This is a genomic window from Ignavibacteria bacterium, from assembly GCA_017302895.1.
GTDB lineage: Bacteria > Bacteroidota > Ignavibacteria > Ignavibacteriales > Ignavibacteriaceae > UTCHB3.
In genome coordinates this window covers 177,916-200,276 of the sequence record JAFLBV010000003.1, presented here as the reverse complement: position 1 = coordinate 200,276, position 22,361 = coordinate 177,916, and the positions used below count along the sequence as shown (strand labels likewise).

Here is a 22,361-nt window from a genome sequence, read left to right as displayed (position 1 = left end):
ATTCAGCCGTCAGTCCGCCGTGGCGGATCAGCCTTCAGCCCTATTTAAGGAGCAAAGCTTTCATCGTTTTCGAGTATGTTGTCTTACTCTCAAGCGATTGGGCTTCAAGCCTGAATATGTAAACACCCGATGAGTGAGAGAGTCCGCTGAACCTCTTCTCATAAAGACCCTTTTCCATCTCGCCTGATACAAGTTCTGCAACTTTCTGGCCCGTGATGCTGTAAACCGTCAGCGTTACACTGCTCTTCTCCTTAAGTGAGAATTTTATCACTGTTTCAGGGTTGAAAGGGTTTGGGTAGTTGTTTAGAAGGTTGTACTCCAACGGTAGAGTCTCAGTTGTTGATGCCACCGTTGAAGGTTTCATCATATTGGTGCCTGAAACTATAAGGTAGTTTACTTCCTTCGTATATGAACTCAAAGGATATAATCTGTTCATATCAGTTTTCAGAGCATTAATCTCTTCGATTCGGTTTCCTTCTCCAATCAGGTGAACTATTTTTAGGTAAGATGCCCTCGCCGCATGGTCGGTTCCCTGATAAACTGTTATCAGGTTTGTAAGGTGAGTCTCTTTTCTGTCGGTTTGATATTCTGAAAGCAAAAACAAAGCCTTTGCTGTAAGATCATTTTTATCCGGGCGGTTACCCACTGTCTGAAGAACCGAGAAGAAACTTTCAATCTCTTCGGGGTTATAAGTTTTTCCGTATATCTCCAGAGCTTCACATGATGATTGCATGTTTTCAGGGTTGTTGATCAATGGAAGTAATATTGCCCTTGCAGCTGTCATGTTTCCTTTTCTGATCTGTTTTCTTGCCGCTCTTAGCAAATTATGTCCTCCTCCCGATGTGAACTTACTCTGACTTGGAGGCATCCATTCGGCATCGATCTTCATGGTTGCTTTACGCGCCAATCCGGATTGAATCGATCCTGTTGGCGGATCATCCAGATAATAGTCAGTATAAATCATACCGGTGCTGTCTGAATACAGGTTAAACAATCCCGGGTCTTTTGTTCCCCAGTAATTCCGTTCTACATAGACATTGCTGCTGTATGCCTTTACATTGAATATGGAATTGTTTTTGATCGTATTACCACCACCTAAATAGAAAATACCTCCTTGATCATCATCCACATACCCAAGCATAGGAGTTGAATTATAGCTTATTATGCCAACATCGTTGCTGTCGATAATGTTATATCCATTTATCTCATCAGTTGTGTCGTACGGATTTGAATTTGTAGTGCAATACAAACCGTAATCATTTTTTCTGATAGTGGTTGCATATATTTTAGGTGATGAATTGGATAGTGTAATACCTCTTCCCTGATTGTCCCATGTTGAATTGTTATGGATGTTACAGTTAATGATCTTTGCCTTTTCTGTACCATAACTGTGAGTCCAATGCATCACAATTCCCCACTGGTTGTTGAATATTTCACTATTTTGAATGTCATCATTGTCAGTTGAGTATGAGTAGTAGCCAACAGCTGCATTTTTGATCTTTGCATGGTTTAATACAACATTACCATAGTTATTAACAATCCCATTAGTAGTGGATTGCCAATATGGAGTAACAAAGTCAAACACTACCGGTTCCTGAGCTGTACCGATAACATTCAGGTTCCCATTAGAGAGCATAAGCCGTGAATTATTTTCGAAAGTGAGGGTTGTACCTTCCAATATTGTAAGAGTCGCATTATTAGAAACTGTCAGGTCACTGTAAAATGTCGTGTTGTAACCCAGAGTATCATTTTGTGTTATGCTGGTTATCTGAGGTTCAATCTTTAACAGGGTTCCTTCTCCTGCACCAAGGAAAATCGTTACCAGTCCTGTTTTGGTTGTAAAATAGACAGAGTCAGTTTTTAAGTCTGTTACTGTGTAATTATCCCATGGTGAACTGGGGAAATTCAGATAAAATCTTATATTTCTAAATGATGTATCTGGATAATCTTCAAGATTGTCTGGCGTCCATGGAGGGATGATATTACATCTTCTGTTTACGAGATAAATGAATTTTGCATCCTCAACCTTTCCGGATGGAGGAGATTTTTCAACAAAATAACCTGTTTCCACAAATGTTTTGCTCTCCGGATAATCCGGGTCTTCAAAGTATGGATATTTAGTACTGAGATTAGTTATCCAGTTCACAGTTGTCGATGCCGTTTTATTCCAACTTCTTGTCTCTAACCAGTTTAAACCCAACAGAGTTGAATCGATTATGTTTGTGGAACTTATAAAGTCTTGAACAGCAAAATACCTGTCATTTGGAATTTGGTCATTCGCCGGATTTTGGATTAGTCCGGTACCTTGCTCAAGATTAAATACGCTGAGTGAATCGTCAAACAATCCGTAAGTGTTCCACCTTGTTTGACCCTCTGCAGGATCGGCCGAGCGGGTTGGGATCATGTAGTACATAAATCCTTTTGCACCATAAGCCAATGCCATATTCCCCATAGCAAATATCTCATCTCGCGTTGGGGCTCTGCGGGTATGATCGCCCTGTACAATACTTATGGTTCCACCTACTCTTTTTATGTATTGTTCTGAGTGAACTCCCAAAGTCATAATTAACGGAATTTGATTGTTTCTTGCTGCCACTGATGCGCTTTTTAATCCTGAATGTTCATAAAGCTCATCATTACCATCGTCTTCAAAATGTTTATAATCACAAAACAGATCAAAACGGGCTTGAAGTGATGTCGTTGTGGTAAGAGTATTTTTATCAATTGGATAATCATTGTACAATATATATTGTCTGAACTCATTGGAGGTTGTACGCGAATATGCACTATCAAAATCATGATAATACTTTGGATATCCGCCTGTTGCTCCATTTATTTCAACACGAGAATTTTGTCCACCAAAAAGACTTCTTACCTGAGATTGTATGTCACCCCTCGCTTTTGCTGTTAACTGAAACGGCTCATCGAAGTAAAAATTTTGAATCTTTTCAAAATCATCCTCAATATAAGCTGCTTCCAATTCATTGTAGATTTGGGTCATCGTTACGGTTGGGTGAACATACAGATCGGCAAAATTCTGTTCGAAAATAATTATTTTATCGATAAAAATATCGACATTACCATGCCAGATCATATAAAATTCAAGGTTGATTCCGGCAGCTAATGTAAATTCATCAGATTCAAACCAACCGTAATCTGTAGTATTGGTTATTTCTTGCTCATAAACTTCTTGAGTAAAATCCGCAGGAGGGTAATTAACAGGTTGTGTTGTCTTAAAAAACTCCCGGCGGTCTTCTGTCATTATATACTTGGGTGAATTGTTGTATTGTTTGATTTTGAGCGTGAATGCCAGCGGGTCTTTTTCGGCAGGATTTTTTCTAAGAAGAATTCTCATTTTATACGTTGTTCCTGCCAAGGGGAATTGGGCCGCCGGCAGTCTGAACCATAAAAGAGCTCCGGGGGAACGGTGTACGCCAACAAGTGCCTTACGAACATAATTATGGTTGTCAATAAAATCATCGTCGTCCTCTCCTGTCAGTTCAAGATTTGTTGGTTCTCCCTCATTATCTCTGTTGACCCAGTAACTACTGCTATTAACATTGTTATCTGTAAAACCAAAATTGTTTAGTGTTGGGCTTATATTCGTTACTGCGCTTCCTCCTACTTCAACTGTGTAGTAGTCCTTGTCATGTCCAAATGAATTCATATATTTTGAAGGGAAAAAGAAGTGTTGATTTAAGCCCCAGTCTCTGTGTTTCCATGCAAACCCAAAGTCGTTCAGATAAAAATTATCCAATGCATGAGCTTCATTGATATGGAATTGTCCGTCAGTAACCAAATTGGTAAGACCAAGAGCCTGAAGTTCATTGAAGTACCAGTTTTTTGTTCTCATTAGATTAATGAGGGTTACACTACTATCTCCGTTTTGTGGTGTTGAAATGGCATTCACCACAAAATCGAAGAATCCGATATGCGGTAAATAATCAACTCCAGGCCGGGGATTGCTCTGAGCATTACACAAGCCCGTAAGAATTATAAAAATAATGTAGAACTTTTTCATCGCGATTACTCTCCAAAATTAATTTAAAGTGAATTTAATTATTTCAAATATTGAATTTTCGCATTTTTGTTTTGATGTTTACCCCCTTTCTCAAGATCAAGTGAAAGTATATATATCCCTGTTGATGCAGTTATATCCTTAAAATTGATTGTTTCTGTTTGACCTCCTTTCTCCTTGTAAAGTGTTTTGTTAAATATCTCCTGTCCAAGCATATCGTGAATTTTTAACTGAATAACACCCGAGTCAGGCATAGTGAATCGTACTGTAATCGGTCCATTGGTGGGGTTTGGTGAGACAGTCAAATCAAGTTCGTCAATTTCTTGATTTTCTTCATATTCAGCTTTAACAGATACGGGTGTTTTGCTTCCCTTATAAATATATACAAACCCCGCAGGCCCGGATGGTGAATGTTCATAAAATCCATTCTCCCCTATACAGATATCATCAATCCCATCTCCATTCACATCTCCAACTCTTCCTCCAAAATTTAATCCAAAAAAACTACTCCTCGCGTAGTAGTATTTTTCAACCAATCCCGATACATTGGCTCCACCAAGGAAAAGAGCTTGGTTATAATAAGGCAAATATTTCACCAAATCATTATACCCGTCTCCATTGACATCTCCGGGCGAAAAACCCGGTGCATATTGGATTCCCGCTCTAAATACAACATCAGGGGTTATGTCAGGTGGTCTCGGGGTTCCGTATGATATGGCAGTAGCATAGCTACCCGTCCAATTGACCACCCCTATTTCACTTTTGCCGTCTTTGTTCATATCTTCAGTAATGAACATTGCACGCGTCCCTTCCAAGGTGTCATCACTGAATTGGTAATAATTGCTAAAATCCAGAGAATCATTTCCATAATAAAACCGGCGTCTATCCTTTAATCCCAATTCCGTGTAAACCCCGTGTTGGTAAAAGGTCATGTCATCTTTTCCGTCTCCGTCTATATCACCAAAATACATCCAATTATCATTGTTGTAATAGAGTGTATCGGGGTAATCGGTAACTAATTTGTAACTCATCGGAGAGAGGTTGGTATTTGTCTTCATTATGTAGATGCCTGAAATATATTTGTTCCTCGTCGTAACATATAGCGTGGGGCAGGTATAGACTAATTCTTCATATCCATCGCCATCCAAGTCCATTGGGCCATCATGTCCTTTGAAGACTACACGCTTTTCCCGGGAAGTGTCGGGTATTGGAAAAGAGTGGTCTTTAATTGTGTCAATATCATTTCCTCCAAAATACACATCAAGATATACCGGAAAAATGGGGTTAAAGCGCATGCTAACTATATCTCTGTATCCATCTCGATTTATGTCACAAGCAGTTATAGATTTAGGTGTGTAGAAAGGAATAGTAAATTCAGGTATTGTGTCCATGGGGTTTCCACCGTAAAAAAAGCGAGCTTTGCCATATGGTCCTGTTATTGAATCCATCGCACAGACAAGGAAATCATCAAAACCATCATCGTTTTGATCTCCCATATAAATGATCGATTCTTCCCAATAGTAACCGTAGGTCTTAAATATCAATGAATCAAAATACTGTGCCTCCACAGCAGAACTCAGCAATAAAACTAAACAGGGGAGTATTGTCAACGGTCTTGTGTATTTACTCATACAGTCTTCCAAAAAGATTAAGTATCTAAATAACGATTCGAAGGCATCTTAATTGCTTAAAATGTCACAGTGCAATAGAATTGTTTTTGTAAGGTTCCCCGGAGAAGAACCGCCATATGGTTCTCTACAGGGTGTGGAAGGTACATTACGATAGAATATTTGCTCCAAAAGGGCCCGGAAAAAATCCTTGAACATCCTGCCGGATAACTTGCAATAACCGGACAAATTTTGTCACGATTATTTTATTTCCTGCGTTTACATTGCTCTCCCGTGTTTAATTATATCCGGGAATTAAATTACATTTTTTTTTGATTAATGTCAAGAGGTTTACAAAATATTTTTAACCTGGAAGGGGGTATGTTAAGCAGGCTATCGACCTGAAGGGGTGGGAGATAATTTTCAGCGAGGTTTTCATCATTTTGGTGTATAGAAATGAATCAGTCTGAAGCTGGCATAATTTGCATCGCACCATTTCCCGGGGAAGATAAACTGTGCAAGACCACATGTGGGCATTTCTATTGAATTAACGGGATTACCGGCGAGGCGGTTTACAAGATTTGTGATGCCGGGATTGTGAGCTACCAATAGAAGTCTTTCCGTCGATTCATCCGTCTGCCTGATTTGCGCAAGGATTTCTGCCGCCGATGCAAGATAGAGTGACCCCATAAGAATAATATCCGCCGGTTTCCTGTTGATTTCCTTCGTCACCAGTTCTGCGGTGGTTTTCGCCCTGAGCGCTGTGCTGGAGACAACAAGATCAGGCACCATTCCTTCCCTTTTCATTAAATTTCCCATGGCGGGGGCGTCACGGAATCCCCGTTTGTTTAAGGGTCTTTCGTGATCTGAAATGGAATCGTCATCCCAGTCAGATTTTGCATGTCGTAATAAATAAAGTTCCTTCATCTTTTCTCCTTTCATCTCAATACCAGCGGGTTAAAGGGGGATAATTCCCTTTCCCTTCTGTTTTTCGCAATACAAAATGGTAGAGGTTTATCATGTTCGAATAGAATCCGTATGCCATAAGCGCCATGCTCAATCTGTAAACCCTGTACATTACTTCACCTGTAACCCCTGCAATTTCATCATGCCCGCTTTCGATATTTTTTAACCAGTGCCTTGCTGTCAGCATGTAGTGTTGACGAAGATTCTCGAGGTCATACACTTCAAATCCCCCTCTTTCGGCGATTTTTAAGTACTCCCCGACGGGTGAAAGTTCATAGTCGGGCATGAAATATTTTGGTGCGAAAAGAGGACCGCGATATTTTCCCTTTGCTGCATTGCTCGTAACAGCGAGCTGAAACGACAGTCCGCCCGGTTTAAGGAGCTGCCTGATTTTTTCAAAATATTGAGGGAGTGAATTGTAGCCGATGTGGTGCAACATCTCAACCGATGAAATCTTGTCAAACTGTTCATTTTCCATCTCTCTGATATCCCTAACCTCTACTCTGCACCTCTCCGCAAGCCCGAGTTGCTGAATCCGGGAATTCGCCAGTTCCGCCTGGTTTTTACTCAGCGTGACACCCAGAGCAGTAACACCATAATTTTGTGCAGCATGAATAACCAGGGCACCCCATCCGCACCCGACATCGAGCAACTTCTCTCCCTCTTTAAGGGCAAGTTTCCGGCAAATATAGTCGAGTTTATCCGTTTGAGCTTCCTCGAGAGGAGTATCCTGAGTTTTGAAATATGCACAGGAATAAACCATCTGAGGATCGAGCCAAAGTTTGTAGAGATCGTTGGACATATCGTAATGATAGGAGACGGCTTCTTTGTCCCTCTCGAGAGAGTGGGCTTGACCCGACATCCTCCTGGCGAAGTTTTTCTCTTTCTTTCGGGGACTTGAAGGCAGGGAGAGAATCTTGAGGAGGAGACTGAGATTTTCGGAATGCCCCCTCTTTATCCCTGACAATTCGTAAGCAGTTTCAAAAACAGAAAAAAGATCACCTTCGATGTCAAACTCGTCAAAAAGATACGCTTCGGTTACATTCAATTCTGTCGGCGGAAAGATCGTATTCTTCAATGAACCCGCCGATTTCAGTTTAAGTGTAAATCCGGGGACCGAATCGGGGACGGGGTTCCACATTTCACCATCGGGAAACTGAATCATGAATCCGTTTTTCAGACTGTTACCTGTTGTCAGGGAGATTACCCGCTTTATTTTCTCATTATCGCTCATTATCTCATCTCAACTTTGAAGAGGAGAGCATCCTTTGCTTTCATGATTATTCCGGGATCTGCCTCGGGTGGATTTTTCCCCGTGTAAATGAATCGGAATTTGGGTGTGATGATTGAGAGGATCAGATGCATTTCGAACATTGCTATTCTTCTTCCTGTGCAGATGTGGGGACCCTGACCGAAGGGTATGTAGTGGAAGTGGTTCACCTCGGGCTGATCCTCTTCTACAAATCTTTCGGGGTTAAATAAATGCGGATTCTCCCAGTATTTTGGTGTTCTGTGTAACAGATATGGTGAGATCATCAGATAAGATTTTGCAGGGAAGTGGAGCCCGTCAATATCGTCATCTTCGGTAACAATTCTGTAAAACGCCCATGCAGGGGGATAAAGCCGCAGTGCCTCATTTATCACGGCACCAAGCCAGCGTGATTCGCTTCCCGAAATAATCTTTTCGTCTGTGCCGGGACTGGTGGAGATAAGATACTGACTCCAGGAAAGCCCCTCTGCCACGGTATCAAAACCTGCGAAAAGAAATGTCATAATTTCATCACGCACCTGGGTATCGTCGATCTCGCCCTGCTCTTTTAATTCTTTCAGAATGGAAGTGAGGGCTCCCGGTCGCAGTTCATTTTTCATAATTCTGCCGAAAAATTCCGCGACAAAATCTTCAAGATATTTCAACGATTCAGTGTAGTAGAGTGGGGGAGTGTAGCGAAGACCAAACAGCCCCTTTACACCCGAAACGACATTTCTTATCAATTCCCCTTTTATGCTCGTATAGTCGAGCACGGCATCAAGTTTTGTGATGATGGTTTCGGGCTCGAACTTCAAATCAGGAGAGAACATCTCCTTCGCCAGAATCCTGAGCATCAAAGTTTTAAACTCTTTTTGCATATCGACATTGCCGGGTTGATTCGAAAGGGCTTCGAGTTCAGAGCAGAATCTCCCTGTCTCCTCTCTGATTATCTGTTCGAACTCCGCATAATTTTTGGTGTGAAATGCAGGTGTCAGATTTTTTTGCTGCCTGACCCAGAGGTCGTGATCGCTTGTGAACAAGCCCTTCCCAAGGAGCGGGAAGATGCCTTTCAGCGATTTCCCTCTCGGGTAGTTCCGGTAATTTGTTTTTAGGATATGACGAAGGATTGAGGGGTCGTTCACAAGAAAAAGGATATACTTCCCGAGTTGGAAGGGAATTACTCTGTCACCCCCCGCGACGATATCGCTCAGCGTCCCAAGAGGATCCCGGTAGAGTTTTGGCAGAATCTTTAGAAATGCAGCCCCCTTGTAGCCGGGTAAATCGTGAATATTCATTTGTTAACCACCATTTTCTTCACTTGTGAGTACTTTTTGCCCGAAGAAGTGACCACATTTAATTTGTAAAAATAGACACCCGAAGATGCTCTTCCGGCATCAAACTTAAATTCATAATAACCTGCAGCGTAATTTCCTTCGACTGCAAAGCCTGTTTCCCTTCCTCTGATATCATAAACTGTGAGAATAATTTGTGCGGGTTCTGCAAGGGTCACGGGAATTATGGTAACGGGATTGAAAGGATTCGGGTAGTTTTCACCAAGTTTGAATGTTTCAGAGGATGAAAGGGAGAAATCTTCCTTAATTCCGACGATACTTCTGCTGTACTTTGCAAAATAACCATTTCTGCCGGCGGTGTAGCCTGTCAGGGAATCGGTAAACTGAATGTCATAAAGAATACCGCTGTCAGGGGCGGAGTATTCCAGCCAAACTGTCCCTTTATCCGGGGTATAGAGCAGTTTTTGAGCGAAACCGAGAGGAACCCATGCTTCATTTTCCGTTCGAAATGAAAGTCCGTAGGGCACTCCGAAAACATCAAGGCTTCTGTAATCCCAGGTTTCCCCTCCGTCTGTTGATTTTACAACTGCGGTGCCGTACTCAAAATCACCACCAATTCCGATGAGATTGAGACTGTCGAATACAATCAACCCCCGTATCGGCTCAGGTCCCACTCCATGCGATTTCCAGTAACCACCTGCATTCGTGGTTTTCCAGACAACTCCGGCAATATCTATATGCCCTCCAAAAGCGAAGGCGAGTGTATCGGTATAAAATGAAAAACCGAGAACAGGGAAGTTGGTGAACTCACTCGTGTCGTTCAGTGCAGGAATCCACTCATCGCCGCCATTTGTGGTGAAGGCAATTTTACCTTCGAGTCCGCTCGTCCACCCCCGAAGCGAGTCGAGAAAATGAAGTGAAACAAAATAGACCTCGTCGCCTCTGTATCTGCTTTCCACCCAGGAATCACCGCCGTCGGTCGTTCTATAAAAAAGTGTACCAAAAGGGGATGATTCAAAATCGAGAGCGACTGCATACCCCGTTGTTTTGCTCACAAATGTGATATCGCTTATATCCTTGTTTCGGGGAAGTGTCTGCACCTGCCACGAGATACCTCCATCTGTCGTTTTCATCACAAGACCTGTGTCGCCGGCAGCAAATCCGTAGAGACTGTCGATAAACGAGATTGAATTTATGGTTTTATGAGTGGGGACAGGGAGTTTCGTCCACTTAAAATTTTGGGGAAAGAGAGTAAAGGCGAATAAAAAAAGCGGTATAAGTAATTTCAAACTTCTGTTCCGATAATTGGGAAATCGAGTCTGAAATTTACTTAAACCGCCGTAAAAAAAGAGTGACTAAAATCAGCCTATCCGTTCGATAACGGCTTCCACAAACCTTTTAACCGATTTTTCATTGTAAGAGAAGTAAAGACAAGGCTCAAACATCTCGAGTTCAAGCACTTTAAACTCGTCTTTGGTCATTATCCCGTCCACTCTTGAATATAAAGTATCGAAACCGAGAGCGTCGTTTATCTCGTATGCCATGTCAATCATGTCAGCCGAGGGTTTGATCGATTCCACAATACCGCCATACTCAAGTTGTGTTCTGAACTCACCGGGGGCGGTCGTTTTCAGAACGGCATGACTGTATTCACCGTTGAAGAATACCAGGGAATACTCTCCGTTGGTTTCAATTTCCTCAATGTAGTCCTGAATCATCAGATCGGAGAACTCGAGGATTTTGGCAGCAATCGGGTTATATTCAATTGCTTCATCTCTGTGGACAAGATAGGTCTCGAACGCACCCGCAGAAATTGCAGGTTTTATCACTACCGTCTTGAACCGTTTTCTCTCAAAAACCTCTTCCAGCTTCAGGATACTCGCTTTTGGAATAAACATCGTATCGGCAGTAAGCACACCTCTACGCTGTAATTCCTTGATATAGCTCTTATGAAGGTTTTTCTTGACGATTTCCGGTTTATTCAGAATTTTATAACCGGCAGCGTTGGCTTTATTCATCCAGGAAATATATTCAGCAGTGGAAAGATAGTAATCCCACGGGGATCTGATAATCAGAAGATCATACTCGTTTGGAGGGAGGGGGCCATCGTTCCATATAACCGGTTTCGCTATTATCTTTTTTTCTTTAAATGCAGGGATCAGAAGCTGATCATCCTCTGTAAGTTCCGGGTATTCCCGGCATGTTACCAATCCTAATTTGATCATTTTGCCAGACTTTTGTAATGATGATTATTAAAAATAATATGGTACGCAAAATAAAAACTTTTTAGCTTTTATAAAAAATTAATTAGATAAATTCCTGAATCCTTACATCCAACACCCCCAAATCGTTCTCTTTCAGAGTCCCTTATTTCTTATCTTTGCTTATTGGTTATTAAAATTTAAGGATTCAAAATGAAATCAAGACAAGTTGGCAAGTCCGACCTGAAAATCTCTGAAATCAGTCTCGGTTGCTGGACACTCGGCGGATTGAACTGGGTTGACGGTACCCCAAACGGTTGGGCGAATGTAGATGAAAATGAAGTGGCGGACGCTATAAACTATGCCATTGACAATGGTGTCACCCATTTCGATAATGCGGATGTTTACGGAAATGGCAGAGCTGAAAGAATGCTCTCCAAAATTCTCGGCAAGCGAGTAAATGACATCACCATCGCCACAAAAATCGGATGGTTCAAAGGAACCGCAGCCCATGCCTACGAACCTGCCCATATCCGCCACCAGTGTGAACAATCACTCATCAATCTCAAGAGGGATTTTATCGACCTCTACTATTTCCACCACGGTGATTTCGGGAAAGACGATGTTTACCTCGATGACGCTGTTGAAATGATGTATAAACTGAAAGAAGAAGGCAAAATCAGAGTAATCGGTTTGTCCTCATATTCACACGAGCGGTTTGCAACCCTTGGTCCGAAAATCAAACCCGAAGCATTCCAGAGCTCCGCGAGTGCGATTGATGATAAATATCTCGTGGAAGGAACCCCGACTGCCAAGACAATGGAAGCACATAAAATTTCATTTGTTGCTTTCGGACCTGTAGCCCAGGGACTTCTTCTCGGAAAATATTCAAAAGATAACCCGCCAAAATTCGAACCGGGTGACCACCGTGCAAATGCCCCAAGATTTTCCGCTGAAAACCTTGCAAAACTTGAGCCAAAAATAGAAGCCCTCAAAAAAGAGTTTGGCAACACTTCGGAAGACCTCGCACGGGTTGCACTTCAATATCTTTTGAAATACAATTCAGTTGCTGCAGTTATTCCCGGTTTCAGAAACCTTGCCCAGGTAAAGGTCAACCTCTCGGCTGCAGACAAACCCCTCACCGAGGATGAATTCAATTTTGTAAAATCAGTTTTTTCAGAGTAAAGGAGAATTATACAAATGTTCGATTTTAAAGACCAGCCTTCAAAGGAACCTAAAAAAAGGGAATATGAAGAATCGGAAGAATTAAAATTTCTTGCAAATAAAGTGATTACCGAACAGAAACTCGACATTATGCCCGCACAGGTGGCTTACCTTCTTGTGAGCCCCAACATATCGAAAACCGTGCCGAGCAAAACCTTCAAAACAAGCCCTGAGTTGAGATTCTTCTCCGGTTTTGATTACATAGTAGAGGTCTCTCTCGATCTTTGGACAGCACTTGATGAGGCGGAACGATACATCCTTATGCACCATGAACTGCTTCATATTCTGCCGATTATGAATGAAAAAACGGGTGACTACGATTTTAAAATAAGGAAACCCGATTTTATCGCCTTCAAATCGATCCTCGATAAATACGGTGCCGACTGGAAGCAGAAAATAAAACTGAGCCTCAGCTCCATCCACAATCTGACGCCCGCTCAGGAAGACTCAATAAAGATATAAAGAACTTCAGAGTATCAGAACCTCAGAACCTCAGTACAAAGGAGAGCTTCGGAACTTCAGTACAAAGGAGAGCTTCGGAACTTCAGTACAAAGGAGAGCTTCGGAACTTCAGTACAAAGGAGAGCTTCAGAACCTCAGAACTTCGGAACTTCAGTGACCCGGCTAAAATGAGGTGCTGAATCTCTGAGGTTCCGTATCTCTGAGGTTCTTATTTGCATTTTGTCCGAAATATTTGTAAGTTAATCTATTAATCTTCATTAACATATAAAAGGAGCCAAAATGCGACTAATTGTTACATTTTTTGCTATCGTTGTAATTGCAGGCACCACATTTGCCCAGAATGTATCTGTTCAGGACTATAAGGTCCCAATCAGCCGGGCAAAGATTCTCCGCCTTAACGGAAGTTACAATTTCGCACAGACAACTGACTCTGTGACGACTCATGTAAATTCAAACACAGCACAGGCAAGCGGTCTTTTCAGATATTTTTATTCTTCTCTTCCTTTCGCTTACTTCATCGATATTGATGCAACTGCGGGAAAAACTTTCGAAGAATACAGCCACGATATCAGCATCAGACCAAGTATCAGGAAGTACATCGCAGATGATAAAGACTGGTTCGGATTTGGCGCAATGGATCTTCGCCATGCAAACACTTTCAAACAGATTGAATCGAACCTGACAGTAGGCGGTGGTTACGGTCGTTATATAAATGCAACAGCCCTCGCAAAAGCGGTCAGAATTGAAGATCACCTCTTGAAAGAAGGCGTAATTTCGACCAGACTCCCAAAAGAGACAATGATCAAAATCGCCAACATCATCGAAAGAGAACAGGAATATCGCGGCGTTTTTGGTGACACCTACGAGAAAAACTGGTATGAAGATATCGAAAAAGAGATGAGAGCAACTGGTCTGCTTCAGGGTGGTGCACTCGGAGCAATTGGTATCCTCAGAACACAACAGGTTCTTAAAGGCATCAACGAAAGAGTAAATGAAAGATTCTTCGGTTGGGATGTAACCGCCGGTGTTCTTTTCAATCTTTCAACCAGAGACAAATCACCGACCAATTCACCTGCTTTGTCGTTAGGTGGAAGATTCTCAAATCCGATCGGCTGGAATTCACAGATCAACGCATATGCGAACATGAATACCCCGTTCGATTCAACATTCTTCAAAACGGTAATTGTTACCGCAGGTGTCGATTACTTCTATGAACTCGGAAACAAAATTAACTTTGTTGCCGGATATCAGTTGAATTATATAAAGAGAAATACTGTGATATTCCCTCTGAACGAAGACAGTTATGTCGATCATGCAATTTCGGCAGGATTTATATTCTACCTCGAAAACAACATCAACCTTGGCATCACTTCTTCACTTAACAGAAGCGGTCTTTTGAAAGTGACCGACTTCCGGACAGCGGTTACACTTCAGTATAATGTATTCTAAATAATTACCATTCTTTAAAACAAAAGAGGCTGCCCCGAATGAGACAGCCTCTTTTTTTTGTGAAAATCGAAATTTTACGATTTGTTTTTCAGCGCTTTACCGTCTTTATCGAGGGTCTTAAGAAACTTGGCAGGATCTTTCTGGAATTTTGAGACGCATCCCTTGCAGCAGAGAGCTACAAGTTTTCCATCGTGTTCAACTGTTGGTGCACCGGGTTCAATTGCTTCTCCTGTAACAGGACAGACACTGTTCCATATTTTTTTTACAGATTTGTCTTCTTTGTTTCCCATGTCATGGTTGTGTGCGTCTTTTGACTCAGAGCAGCAGTCACCTGATTTAGTTGAGTCGGTTGAGCAGCAGGCTTCTTTTTTAGTAGTGTCATTTTCAGTATGGTGCTTCTTCTTTGAAGCGTCCTGAGCGTTGAGGTTGGTCGCGGCAAAAAGGATGAAAAGGGGTAAAGCTAAAAATATCAGCTTTTTCATGGGTTATCTCCGGTATTTATTTGATTTGTAAGTTATTCATTTTAACAATAATGAAAAATAAGGATTATAAACAAGATATGAAAGGGAGAATGAATGACGCTAAATTGAGAGGGTTACTCCCCAAGTATTAAACTCAATTTCCCAGCAATTACCTTTCTGTCAAAGTTTTTGATCAAGTCAAGGTTCGTCTTGAATGAATCAACTCTTTCGAAAAATTCTGAGCCATCCGCTGAAAAAGGAAGCATCATTCCTGCATTAGCTGAACTAATCACCCCTTCCACCTCAATATTGTCATCGCCGTAAGCGAGAATGGGGATTCCCGTCCTCAGATACTCAAACAGCTTTCCGGGGAAGTGTCGCTTTTCCATCGCACACACTAAAAGATAATCGGCTTGTGCCAGCACTTCGAGCATCTCGTCGTAGGAAAGGAACCCAAGATACGAAGTGCAGCCATCGAGCCCTGCTTCCGAAATTGATCGTTTGACACCGGGACTTACAGTACCTGTGAACCAAACCCTGAAATTTTCTCCCGAATCAATTCTCTGCTTTAGATATCCCCACAGCTTTTCGGGATTTTGAAAATCGAAAATGTTGCCGGAATGAAGGATGACTTTTTCATCTCCCTGTTTTTTGATTCGTTTGAACCCGGCAAATTTCTCCTCATCAAATCCCCAGTGAAGAACCCTTCCCTTCTCTTTTAGGAAAGGATAGCTTGCGACATAATCAGCAAGGGAGGTTTCAGTAACAAAAATCGCCCTGCGGCTTTTTTCCAGTGTCCTTCTTTCGAGCCACCCGTCAATCATTACCGTAAGTTTGCTCCTCGATTGCCCTTTGTAGTAGGCAATGTTAAGCCAGGGATCGATAAACACGGGATAAAACGGGATATTTGCATTCCGGGCAATTTTGGCAGCAGCGAGGTGTACCGAGTGCGGGGGTCCAATTGACACTACGGCATCATAAATTTCAGACCGAAGCAGTCTGTTCCCGGCTTTTACTGCGAAGGGATACCAGCCAATCCTTGCATCGGGGATAAACAGGTTCATCCGGATCCACAAAGAGATCCTGTGGGCTAAACTTTTGTTTTCTTTCGAAATGGTTTCCGATGCAACGAGTTGTGCGTCCTTCCCTTTTCCGGTGAAAATTTTGTAAAACTCAAACGGTTCGATTGACGGAGTTTTTAGCACAACAAGTGAATAATCAATCTCTTTCTCCATCGATTCATCCTTCTGCATAAATGATTCATCTTCCACAGTCAAAACGGCAGGCTGCCATCCGAATTGAGGCAGGTACTTTATCATTTTCAGGGGCCAATGCAGGGATGCCTTTCCCGAAGGGGGCCAGTAATATGTGAGAAAGAGGACTTTTTTCATTTTTTGATACCGGAAAACTTGATCACATCGGCACTGCCGATATGAAGCACCCCTTCATTCAATTCAACAGTTTCTTTTGCGAAGATATCAAAATCCAGATCGATAAAATCCTCGACGATCTGTGCGAGGGAATAAAGCAGTTCGATCTGTTTTGGTCCTCCCGACGACTTCCCAAGCTGGGTTTTGTCATAGGCGGTAAATATCAGTTTTCCACCGGGTTTTAGTGTTTTGATTACATTTTTATGGAGTTCTTCCCTTTCGTCCTCCGGCAGATGTACAAAAACAAGTCCCACTGCATCGAATTCTCCGACGGGATAATCGAAAGCAGAAATTTCACTTACCTTGTAATTTATCTTCACTCCCTCCATTTCAGCGAGTTTGTCAGCTTTCTTTTTCCCCTCATCACTCCAGTCGAAACAGACAACTTCCCACCCTTTTTTTGCGGCATAGACAGCATTTCGCCCCTCTCCCTCGGCAGGAAGAAGTATCCTCCCCGGCTTCAGACGGTCAATCTCCTCCTTAAAAAAGGCATTGGGCTCTTTCCCGTACACAAATTCTTCAACTCCAAACCGGGCGTTCCAGTCGTTTTTCAATACAAAATTCTCCTTTTCAATTACACAAAATTACGGAATATCGATCATTAAATATTTTTTTTGCGTTAAACAATGAAATACATCATTTATCGCAAAATTTTTAGTAAAAATTAATCTTTATAAAAAAAGGCTGCACCCTTTTCCTGTATCAAAAGGTGCAGCCTTAAAATTATCCGAATTGAATTACTTCAGCTTGAGCTCGGGGAGTCTTCCGGGGGTTACATGTCCGCCGAGTTTCTCGAGTTCTGATTCAAGCAATTTTACATCCACATCCGCGAGGTTCTTTATCTCGTTATACACGGGAGGGAACTCATCAACAAGAACCGCATAAGCTGTAAGCTCATTTTTTGTCAGTTTGGATGTCGATCTCCAGTGTGTGTAGAGCAGAGTTGAAAGCCTCTCGTTTATTGTTACAGGAGACGGAGGATTTTCCTCTGCGCTCGGGAAGTTTGATCTTCTTTCAAATTTCAGAGAAATGATATCGAGAGCATCCAGAATTTTATCGGCTTTCGACAACAATTCAAATCCTGCTCCGGGGGTAATGAGAGCTGACTGCTTCAGAGCAGTAACCTGTTTGATCAAATCGTTCAGATACTGATAAGTCCCTCTGACAGTTCTGGTCAATTCTGCTGCTTTGCGCTGGAAAGCCACGAGTTCGGCTCTGTCTTCGGCGGGAAGTGTTGTGTTTCTAAGAGCCACGGCGTTAAACTCAACAGGTTTCGCAAGGGGTTTCACTCCATCCCGTGTTACCATCGACATCGAAACCTTATACTTGCCGGGCATTACAAGGGTGCTGCTCTGCTGTTTCATCGCTGCGTTGAACTTGTCGGCTTTCAGTGTGGCGATGCTGCTGTATCGAAGATCCCAGTTGATTCTCTGGAGACCCTTGCCGGCAGGTTTTGTAAGTTTTTTGACTTCGTTTCCTGATTCATCTGTAATCGAAAAAACAAGATACGGAGCCACTTCCCTGTTCTCAACATTCAATTCGGCATCAGATGGAATGGGTATTGGCTTTCCTTCCTTGAAGAGGGCAGCCTCTTTTTCCTTTCTGATATCCTTCAATGTTTTCGGAATCTCCTTGATAAAATATGTGAAAGAGACACCAAAATCTGGATTTGGAGCTTTGTAGTAGGTGCTGCCGGTTCCGTATCTGCCTGCCATTTCGATATACATCAATCCATCCTTGGCATCAAAAAGGAATGCATCCTGCGACAACATTTCATTTGTTACTTTGCGAAGCGGAGTGTAATTGTCGAGGATATAAAATCCCCTGCCGAAAGTTGCAATTACAATATCACCTTCCCGTTTGTGAATGAAAATATCTCTAACGGGGATATCAGGCAGGCCGTTCTGGAGTTTTATCCACTTGTTTCCACCGTCAACGGTGAAGAAAAATCCGAACTCGGTACCTGCAAAAAGGAGATTTGGATTTTCAAAATCCTCTGCGATACTCCAGACGGAACCATTCTCGGGAAGTGTAGCTGAAATCGGTTTCCACGATTTCCCTTTGTCTTCACTCTTGAGGATGTACGGCTTAAAATCATCTCTTTTGTGATTGTTGAACGAAGCATAAACCACATTTTCGTTGAACCTTGAGGGTAGAACATCACTTACATAAGTGTATTCAGGAACTCCGGGGAATGAACCCGCCTTGCTCCATGTCTTTGCATCTTCGGTGATCTGAATAAGTCCGTCATCCGTTCCGGCATAGAGCAGATTCTCTTTTACGGGGGATTCTGCGAGGGATACAATCGTACCAAACAGCGAAGTCGAGCGATCTTTCGCAAGAGCATCCACTCCCCAGTATTTATCCATCACGGGGAAAGAATTTCTGTCGATACCCGTTGTCAGGTCGGGACTGATAACTTCCCAATTGTTACCTCTGTCATCGGTTCTGAACACCATATTCGCTGCTGTGTAGAGCCGGGTGTTTTTATGAGGACTAATAAAGAGAGGTGTATCCCAGTTCCATTTGTAGGTTTTTTCACCTTTTCCGGGCTCAGGTCTGATATCGATTGCTTCACCGCTTTTTTTGTCGTATCTGACCATACCTGCGTACTGTGACTCTGCATAAACAATGTCGGGATTTTCAGGATCGACAGCCGACCAGAAACCATCGCCTCCGTTGGTGATGAACCAGTCGGAATTTACGATTCCGTCAGAGCTGAGAGTGCGTGAGGGTCCTCCCATGCTGCTGTTATCCTGTGTACCACCGTAAACATTGTAAAAGGGGGAGGAATTGTCGGCAAAAACACGATAAAACTGTGTGACGGGAAGGTTTTCTTTGAAATCCCAAAGTTTTCCGCCGTCAAAAGATTCGTAAATACCGCCGTCTCCACCTATCAAAAGATGATTGGTGTTTGCAGGGTTTATCCAAAGAGCATGATCATCCACATGACGGTCGTCAAGACCCAAAGGCACCCATGTCTTGCCGGCATCGGTTGTAACACGCGACACCACCTCCATCGAGTAAACTTTGTCAACATCCTTTGGATCACAAAAGATTTCATTAAAATACTGTCCGGAGGATGCATAATCGCTCATTTTCTCCCAGGTTGCTCCCCGGTTGGTGCTTCTGTAAAATCCGCTCTGATTTTCTGCTGCTTCCACGATGAGGTAGAGGACATCAGGATTTACGGGAGAAATGTCGATTCCCATACCACCAAGGTGCACAGAGGGAAGCCCCTTCATAATCTTTTCCCAGGTCTCTCCGCCATCTTCCGATTTATATACTGCTGATTCGGGACCACCGCCAATCTTTCCGTAAACATGTCTTCTTCTCTGCTCCGAAGTGGCATACATGATATCGGGATTCCGGGGATCAAAAGTTACATTATTTACACCCGTGTTTGTACTGATCTCAAGCACTTTTTTCCAGGTTTTTCCACCGTCAACAGTTTTATAAAGGCCTCTTTCACCGCCGGGTCCCCAAACGGAACCTTCAGCGGCAACAAAAACGATATTCGAATTTCGGGGATCGATTATAATATCGCCGATCTGACGGGAATCTTTCAATCCCATGTTTTTCCACGATTTACCACCGTCAATCGATTTGTAAACACCATTTCCGTAGCCAAGAGCCCGCTGGTGGTTGTTTTCACCTGTTCCCACCCACACCACATGGTGGTTGTTGGGGTCCAGGGTTACACATCCGATTGAGTAGGCTCCCTGATTTTCAAAAACCGGATCGAAAGTGATGCCTGCATTCGTGGTCTTCCAGACATGCCCGCTGGCTACTGCCACAAAATATTCGCTGTTGTTTTTCGGGTTTATGGCAAAATCGGCGATCCTGCCGCTTGTAAGTGCCGGTCCGATGTTACGCCATTTCAAACCGCTGAAGTTTTCTTTTTGAAGTGGGTCTTTTTTCTCTTTTTCTTCGTCCTGTGCAAAAAGGACGCCGGTCAGGAGAAGCGGGATCAAGAATAATTGGATGAGTTTTAAACGCATAAAGCTTTTCTCTTGGTGGTTTAAATTGAAAATTTTTTAACTCTCGAAAATAAGAAAGAAATCAATTCCCCTGCTTTAAAATGTACAGGCGGTTCTATTTTATTTCGGTTACTCATGCAAACACAAATTTCTTAAAAATGAAAAATTTTTTTCTATTAAATGAGAGATATGCCTGAATTTTATTAACTAATCAGCAAGAGCAGGGTTTTTCTTTCGGCACACTTTTTGAATCACGAGCAGTTGGTTCAAATTGCCTGAAGCGGCTTTCATCATCATTCGCACAAGGAATTTGAAAATTTTGAAGGAAGGAATATAATCATGAAGAATCTTTTCTCATTTTTTGTTGCCATCTCACTTATGGCTATATCAACCGCTGCACAAGGGGTTACAAAACATTCTCTCCCCGACATGCCATTCCCCCGTATGAACGGCCAGACCGTAGCTACATCAAACGGACTTTATCTCACTATCGGTGGTCACTCCTCGGGTTTTACAAGGATGAACACAGTAACTTCGGTTGCACACAACGACTCTGCATGGGCTAACTTCACTCTCACAGATTACAGGGATGCGACCGGAATAGTTCATCTCAGCGACTCCACCTGCCTCCTGATCGGTGGCATGTCATCCGACCTTGGGGTGGGTCAGCTTAACACAACCGAAAGGGTTTACCCAAATCAGTTGCGAAGTGTAGCCGGACCGACACTTCGTCATGCCCGCACAATGGCCAACGGAGTTCAACTCGCTGACGGAAGAGTGCTTCTTGCCGGTTGCTGGTACAGCGATGTTGCGGCAGCAGTTGGTGAGGTTATAGATCTGCAAACAAATCAGGTTACTTTTACAGGTAATCTAAATCAACCACGGGCTTACCCTACTTTTGTACCAACTTCAGATGGTGGTGCGATCATGTTTGGCGGATGGGGCGTCTATGGCGGTTTGTTTTCCGGGGCAGTAGAGGAATACAACCCTGTAACCAACACTTTTACAAAAATCAGAGATAACCTCTTCGCAGATGACCCCGATTACAGGGTTGTGACCGATTTTGGCGAAGACATGCAACACAAAAAACTCTCGAACGGTAAATATGTATTTCTTGCCAGAAAATTTCAGAATGGTGAAGGCTGGAGAATTTTTACTGTTGATCCGGTTACAAAACAATTCGAAGTAATCGTCCAATCACTTCCAATAAGCGAGACAGGCACGGGCTTTACATATCTGTATCTTTCTCCAATTATTGATACCCGGGTAAATGATCTGGTGATGATACCGCAATTATGGACTGATACCCAAGGGAAGAATCATTTAAGTATACCATTTTTCTTCCATCCGTTTACATCAACCATTGTGTTCCCTGTTTCAGATGTAATACTCGATCACTGGCCTTATTACTCCTCCAGGTCTTTGTACATCACCGAACAGCAGCAATATTCCGGAATTATTTTTATGGGTGGAAACCTGACGAGCAACTTTGATGCTGTACCGAACGCATTTATTGCCCAGTTGTGGACACATGCAGGAGTTGATGACGGTTCAGGGGCAATCGAAGGTTTCACACTTGAGCAGAATTATCCCAATCCGTTCAATCCTTCAACTGTTATAAAGTTTTCTCTCCCGAATCAGGGAAATGCAAAACTCACTCTTTATGATGTAACAGGAAAAGAAATTGCGGTTATTGCGGAAGGCATGTTTGAATCAGGAAACCACTCAGTGAATTTTGATGCCACCGGACTGACAAGCGGAGTATATTTCTATACCCTTTCATCAAATGGAAACTCAATCACAAAAAAGATGACGGTGATTAAGTAAGGATGAATTGTGAAGGCTGAAGGCTGAATTGTGAGGGCTGAAGGCTGAATTGTGAGGGATGAGGGCTGAATTGCGAAGGCTGAGGGCTGAATTGCGAAGGCTGAGGGCTGAATTGCGAAGGCTGAAGGCTGAATTGCGAAGGCTGAGGTATGGGATAGATTTTTGGAAGGTCTGATTTCTTATTGTAATTATTTC

Annotated in this window: 15 protein-coding genes; 4 read left to right on the top strand and 11 right to left on the bottom strand. The window is 42.7% G+C overall.

What is annotated here, in order from left to right:
- Positions 1–40 precede the first annotated feature (40 nt).
- The 7 genes from J0L60_13080 to J0L60_13050 all read right to left on the bottom strand — a co-directional run bounded on the left by J0L60_13080 (position 41) and on the right by J0L60_13050 (position 11,357).
- Positions 41–4,021, bottom strand: coding sequence for a T9SS type A sorting domain-containing protein (locus J0L60_13080; GenBank protein ID MBN8547058.1), 3,981 nt, complete (start codon positions 4,019–4,021; stop codon positions 41–43).
- Positions 4,022–4,059: 38 nt separating this feature from the next.
- A complete protein-coding gene (locus tag J0L60_13075; protein MBN8547057.1) occupies positions 4,060–5,649 on the bottom strand; it encodes a VCBS repeat-containing protein in 1,590 nt (529 codons plus the stop codon).
- 414 nt (positions 5,650–6,063) lie between these two features.
- Positions 6,064–6,552: a histidine phosphatase family protein gene (locus tag J0L60_13070; protein MBN8547056.1), complete on the bottom strand. Its 489-nt coding sequence runs from the start codon at positions 6,550–6,552 to the stop codon at positions 6,064–6,066.
- 16 nt (positions 6,553–6,568) lie between these two features.
- Positions 6,569–7,825 (bottom strand): class I SAM-dependent methyltransferase, encoded by a 1,257-nt coding sequence (locus J0L60_13065; protein MBN8547055.1) that lies wholly within the window; start codon positions 7,823–7,825, stop codon positions 6,569–6,571.
- The gene (locus tag J0L60_13060; GenBank protein MBN8547054.1) at positions 7,825–9,135 is read right to left on the bottom strand and encodes a cytochrome P450; all 1,311 of its coding nucleotides are present in this window, start codon (positions 9,133–9,135) and stop codon (positions 7,825–7,827) included. Before J0L60_13060 ends, J0L60_13065 begins: the two co-directional genes overlap by 1 nt.
- Positions 9,132–10,421 (bottom strand): T9SS type A sorting domain-containing protein, encoded by a 1,290-nt coding sequence (locus tag J0L60_13055; GenBank protein ID MBN8547053.1) that lies wholly within the window; start codon positions 10,419–10,421, stop codon positions 9,132–9,134. Before J0L60_13055 ends, J0L60_13060 begins: the two co-directional genes overlap by 4 nt.
- Positions 10,422–10,493: 72 nt before the next feature.
- On the bottom strand, positions 10,494–11,357 hold the full coding sequence (locus J0L60_13050; protein MBN8547052.1) for a hypothetical protein: 864 nt from the start codon (positions 11,355–11,357) through the stop codon (positions 10,494–10,496).
- A 189-nt stretch (positions 11,358–11,546) separates the two neighbouring features.
- Here J0L60_13050 and J0L60_13045 point away from each other — a divergent pair, with 189 nt between their 5' ends.
- The 3 genes from J0L60_13045 to J0L60_13035 all read left to right on the top strand — a co-directional run bounded on the left by J0L60_13045 (position 11,547) and on the right by J0L60_13035 (position 14,468).
- Positions 11,547–12,518, top strand: a complete 972-nt coding sequence (locus J0L60_13045; protein MBN8547051.1) for an aldo/keto reductase — start codon at positions 11,547–11,549, stop codon at positions 12,516–12,518.
- A 15-nt stretch (positions 12,519–12,533) separates the two neighbouring features.
- Positions 12,534–13,019, top strand: coding sequence for a hypothetical protein (locus tag J0L60_13040; protein MBN8547050.1), 486 nt, complete (start codon positions 12,534–12,536; stop codon positions 13,017–13,019).
- Positions 13,020–13,298: 279 nt separating this feature from the next.
- Positions 13,299–14,468 carry a hypothetical protein gene (locus J0L60_13035; protein MBN8547049.1) on the top strand — a complete coding sequence of 390 codons (1,170 nt, stop codon included), beginning with the start codon at positions 13,299–13,301 and terminating at the stop codon, positions 14,466–14,468.
- Between the two features lie 74 nt (positions 14,469–14,542).
- On the opposite strand, the gene J0L60_13030 is transcribed toward J0L60_13035, so the two are convergent.
- The 4 genes from J0L60_13030 to J0L60_13015 all read right to left on the bottom strand — a co-directional run bounded on the left by J0L60_13030 (position 14,543) and on the right by J0L60_13015 (position 20,360).
- A complete protein-coding gene (locus J0L60_13030; protein MBN8547048.1) occupies positions 14,543–14,950 on the bottom strand; it encodes a hypothetical protein in 408 nt (135 codons plus the stop codon).
- Positions 14,951–15,063: 113 nt separating this feature from the next.
- Positions 15,064–16,320: a glycosyltransferase gene (locus tag J0L60_13025; protein ID MBN8547047.1), complete on the bottom strand. Its 1,257-nt coding sequence runs from the start codon at positions 16,318–16,320 to the stop codon at positions 15,064–15,066.
- Positions 16,317–16,913 (bottom strand): class I SAM-dependent methyltransferase, encoded by a 597-nt coding sequence (locus J0L60_13020; protein ID MBN8547046.1) that lies wholly within the window; start codon positions 16,911–16,913, stop codon positions 16,317–16,319. Before J0L60_13020 ends, J0L60_13025 begins: the two co-directional genes overlap by 4 nt.
- A gap of 183 nt (positions 16,914–17,096) precedes the next feature.
- Complete coding sequence (locus J0L60_13015; GenBank protein MBN8547045.1) at positions 17,097–20,360, bottom strand: glycosyl hydrolase; 3,264 nt, start codon at positions 20,358–20,360, stop codon at positions 17,097–17,099.
- A 318-nt stretch (positions 20,361–20,678) separates the two neighbouring features.
- Here J0L60_13015 and J0L60_13010 point away from each other — a divergent pair, with 318 nt between their 5' ends.
- A complete protein-coding gene (locus J0L60_13010) occupies positions 20,679–22,166 on the top strand; it encodes a T9SS type A sorting domain-containing protein (GenBank protein ID MBN8547044.1) in 1,488 nt (495 codons plus the stop codon).
- Positions 22,167–22,361: the final 195 nt, after the last annotated feature.

Bases quoted from the DNA above. Each gene is read 5' to 3' on its own strand.
- J0L60_13080 (MBN8547058.1), bottom strand. From the start codon at position 4,021: ATGAAAAAGTTCTACATTATTTTTATAATTCTTACGGGCTTGTGTAAT.
- J0L60_13075 (MBN8547057.1), bottom strand. From the start codon at position 5,649: ATGAGTAAATACACAAGACCGTTGACAATACTCCCCTGTTTAGTTTTA.
- J0L60_13070 (MBN8547056.1), bottom strand. From the start codon at position 6,552: ATGAAGGAACTTTATTTATTACGACATGCAAAATCTGACTGGGATGAC.
- J0L60_13065 (MBN8547055.1), bottom strand. From the start codon at position 7,825: ATGAGCGATAATGAGAAAATAAAGCGGGTAATCTCCCTGACAACAGGT.
- J0L60_13060 (MBN8547054.1), bottom strand. From the start codon at position 9,135: ATGAATATTCACGATTTACCCGGCTACAAGGGGGCTGCATTTCTAAAG.
- J0L60_13050 (MBN8547052.1), bottom strand. From the start codon at position 11,357: ATGATCAAATTAGGATTGGTAACATGCCGGGAATACCCGGAACTTACA.
- J0L60_13045 (MBN8547051.1), top strand. From the start codon at position 11,547: ATGAAATCAAGACAAGTTGGCAAGTCCGACCTGAAAATCTCTGAAATC.
- J0L60_13040 (MBN8547050.1), top strand. From the start codon at position 12,534: ATGTTCGATTTTAAAGACCAGCCTTCAAAGGAACCTAAAAAAAGGGAA.
- J0L60_13035 (MBN8547049.1), top strand. From the start codon at position 13,299: ATGCGACTAATTGTTACATTTTTTGCTATCGTTGTAATTGCAGGCACC.
- J0L60_13030 (MBN8547048.1), bottom strand. From the start codon at position 14,950: ATGAAAAAGCTGATATTTTTAGCTTTACCCCTTTTCATCCTTTTTGCC.
- J0L60_13025 (MBN8547047.1), bottom strand. From the start codon at position 16,320: ATGAAAAAAGTCCTCTTTCTCACATATTACTGGCCCCCTTCGGGAAAG.
- J0L60_13015 (MBN8547045.1), bottom strand. From the start codon at position 20,360: ATGCGTTTAAAACTCATCCAATTATTCTTGATCCCGCTTCTCCTGACC.
- J0L60_13010 (MBN8547044.1), top strand. From the start codon at position 20,679: ATGAAGAATCTTTTCTCATTTTTTGTTGCCATCTCACTTATGGCTATA.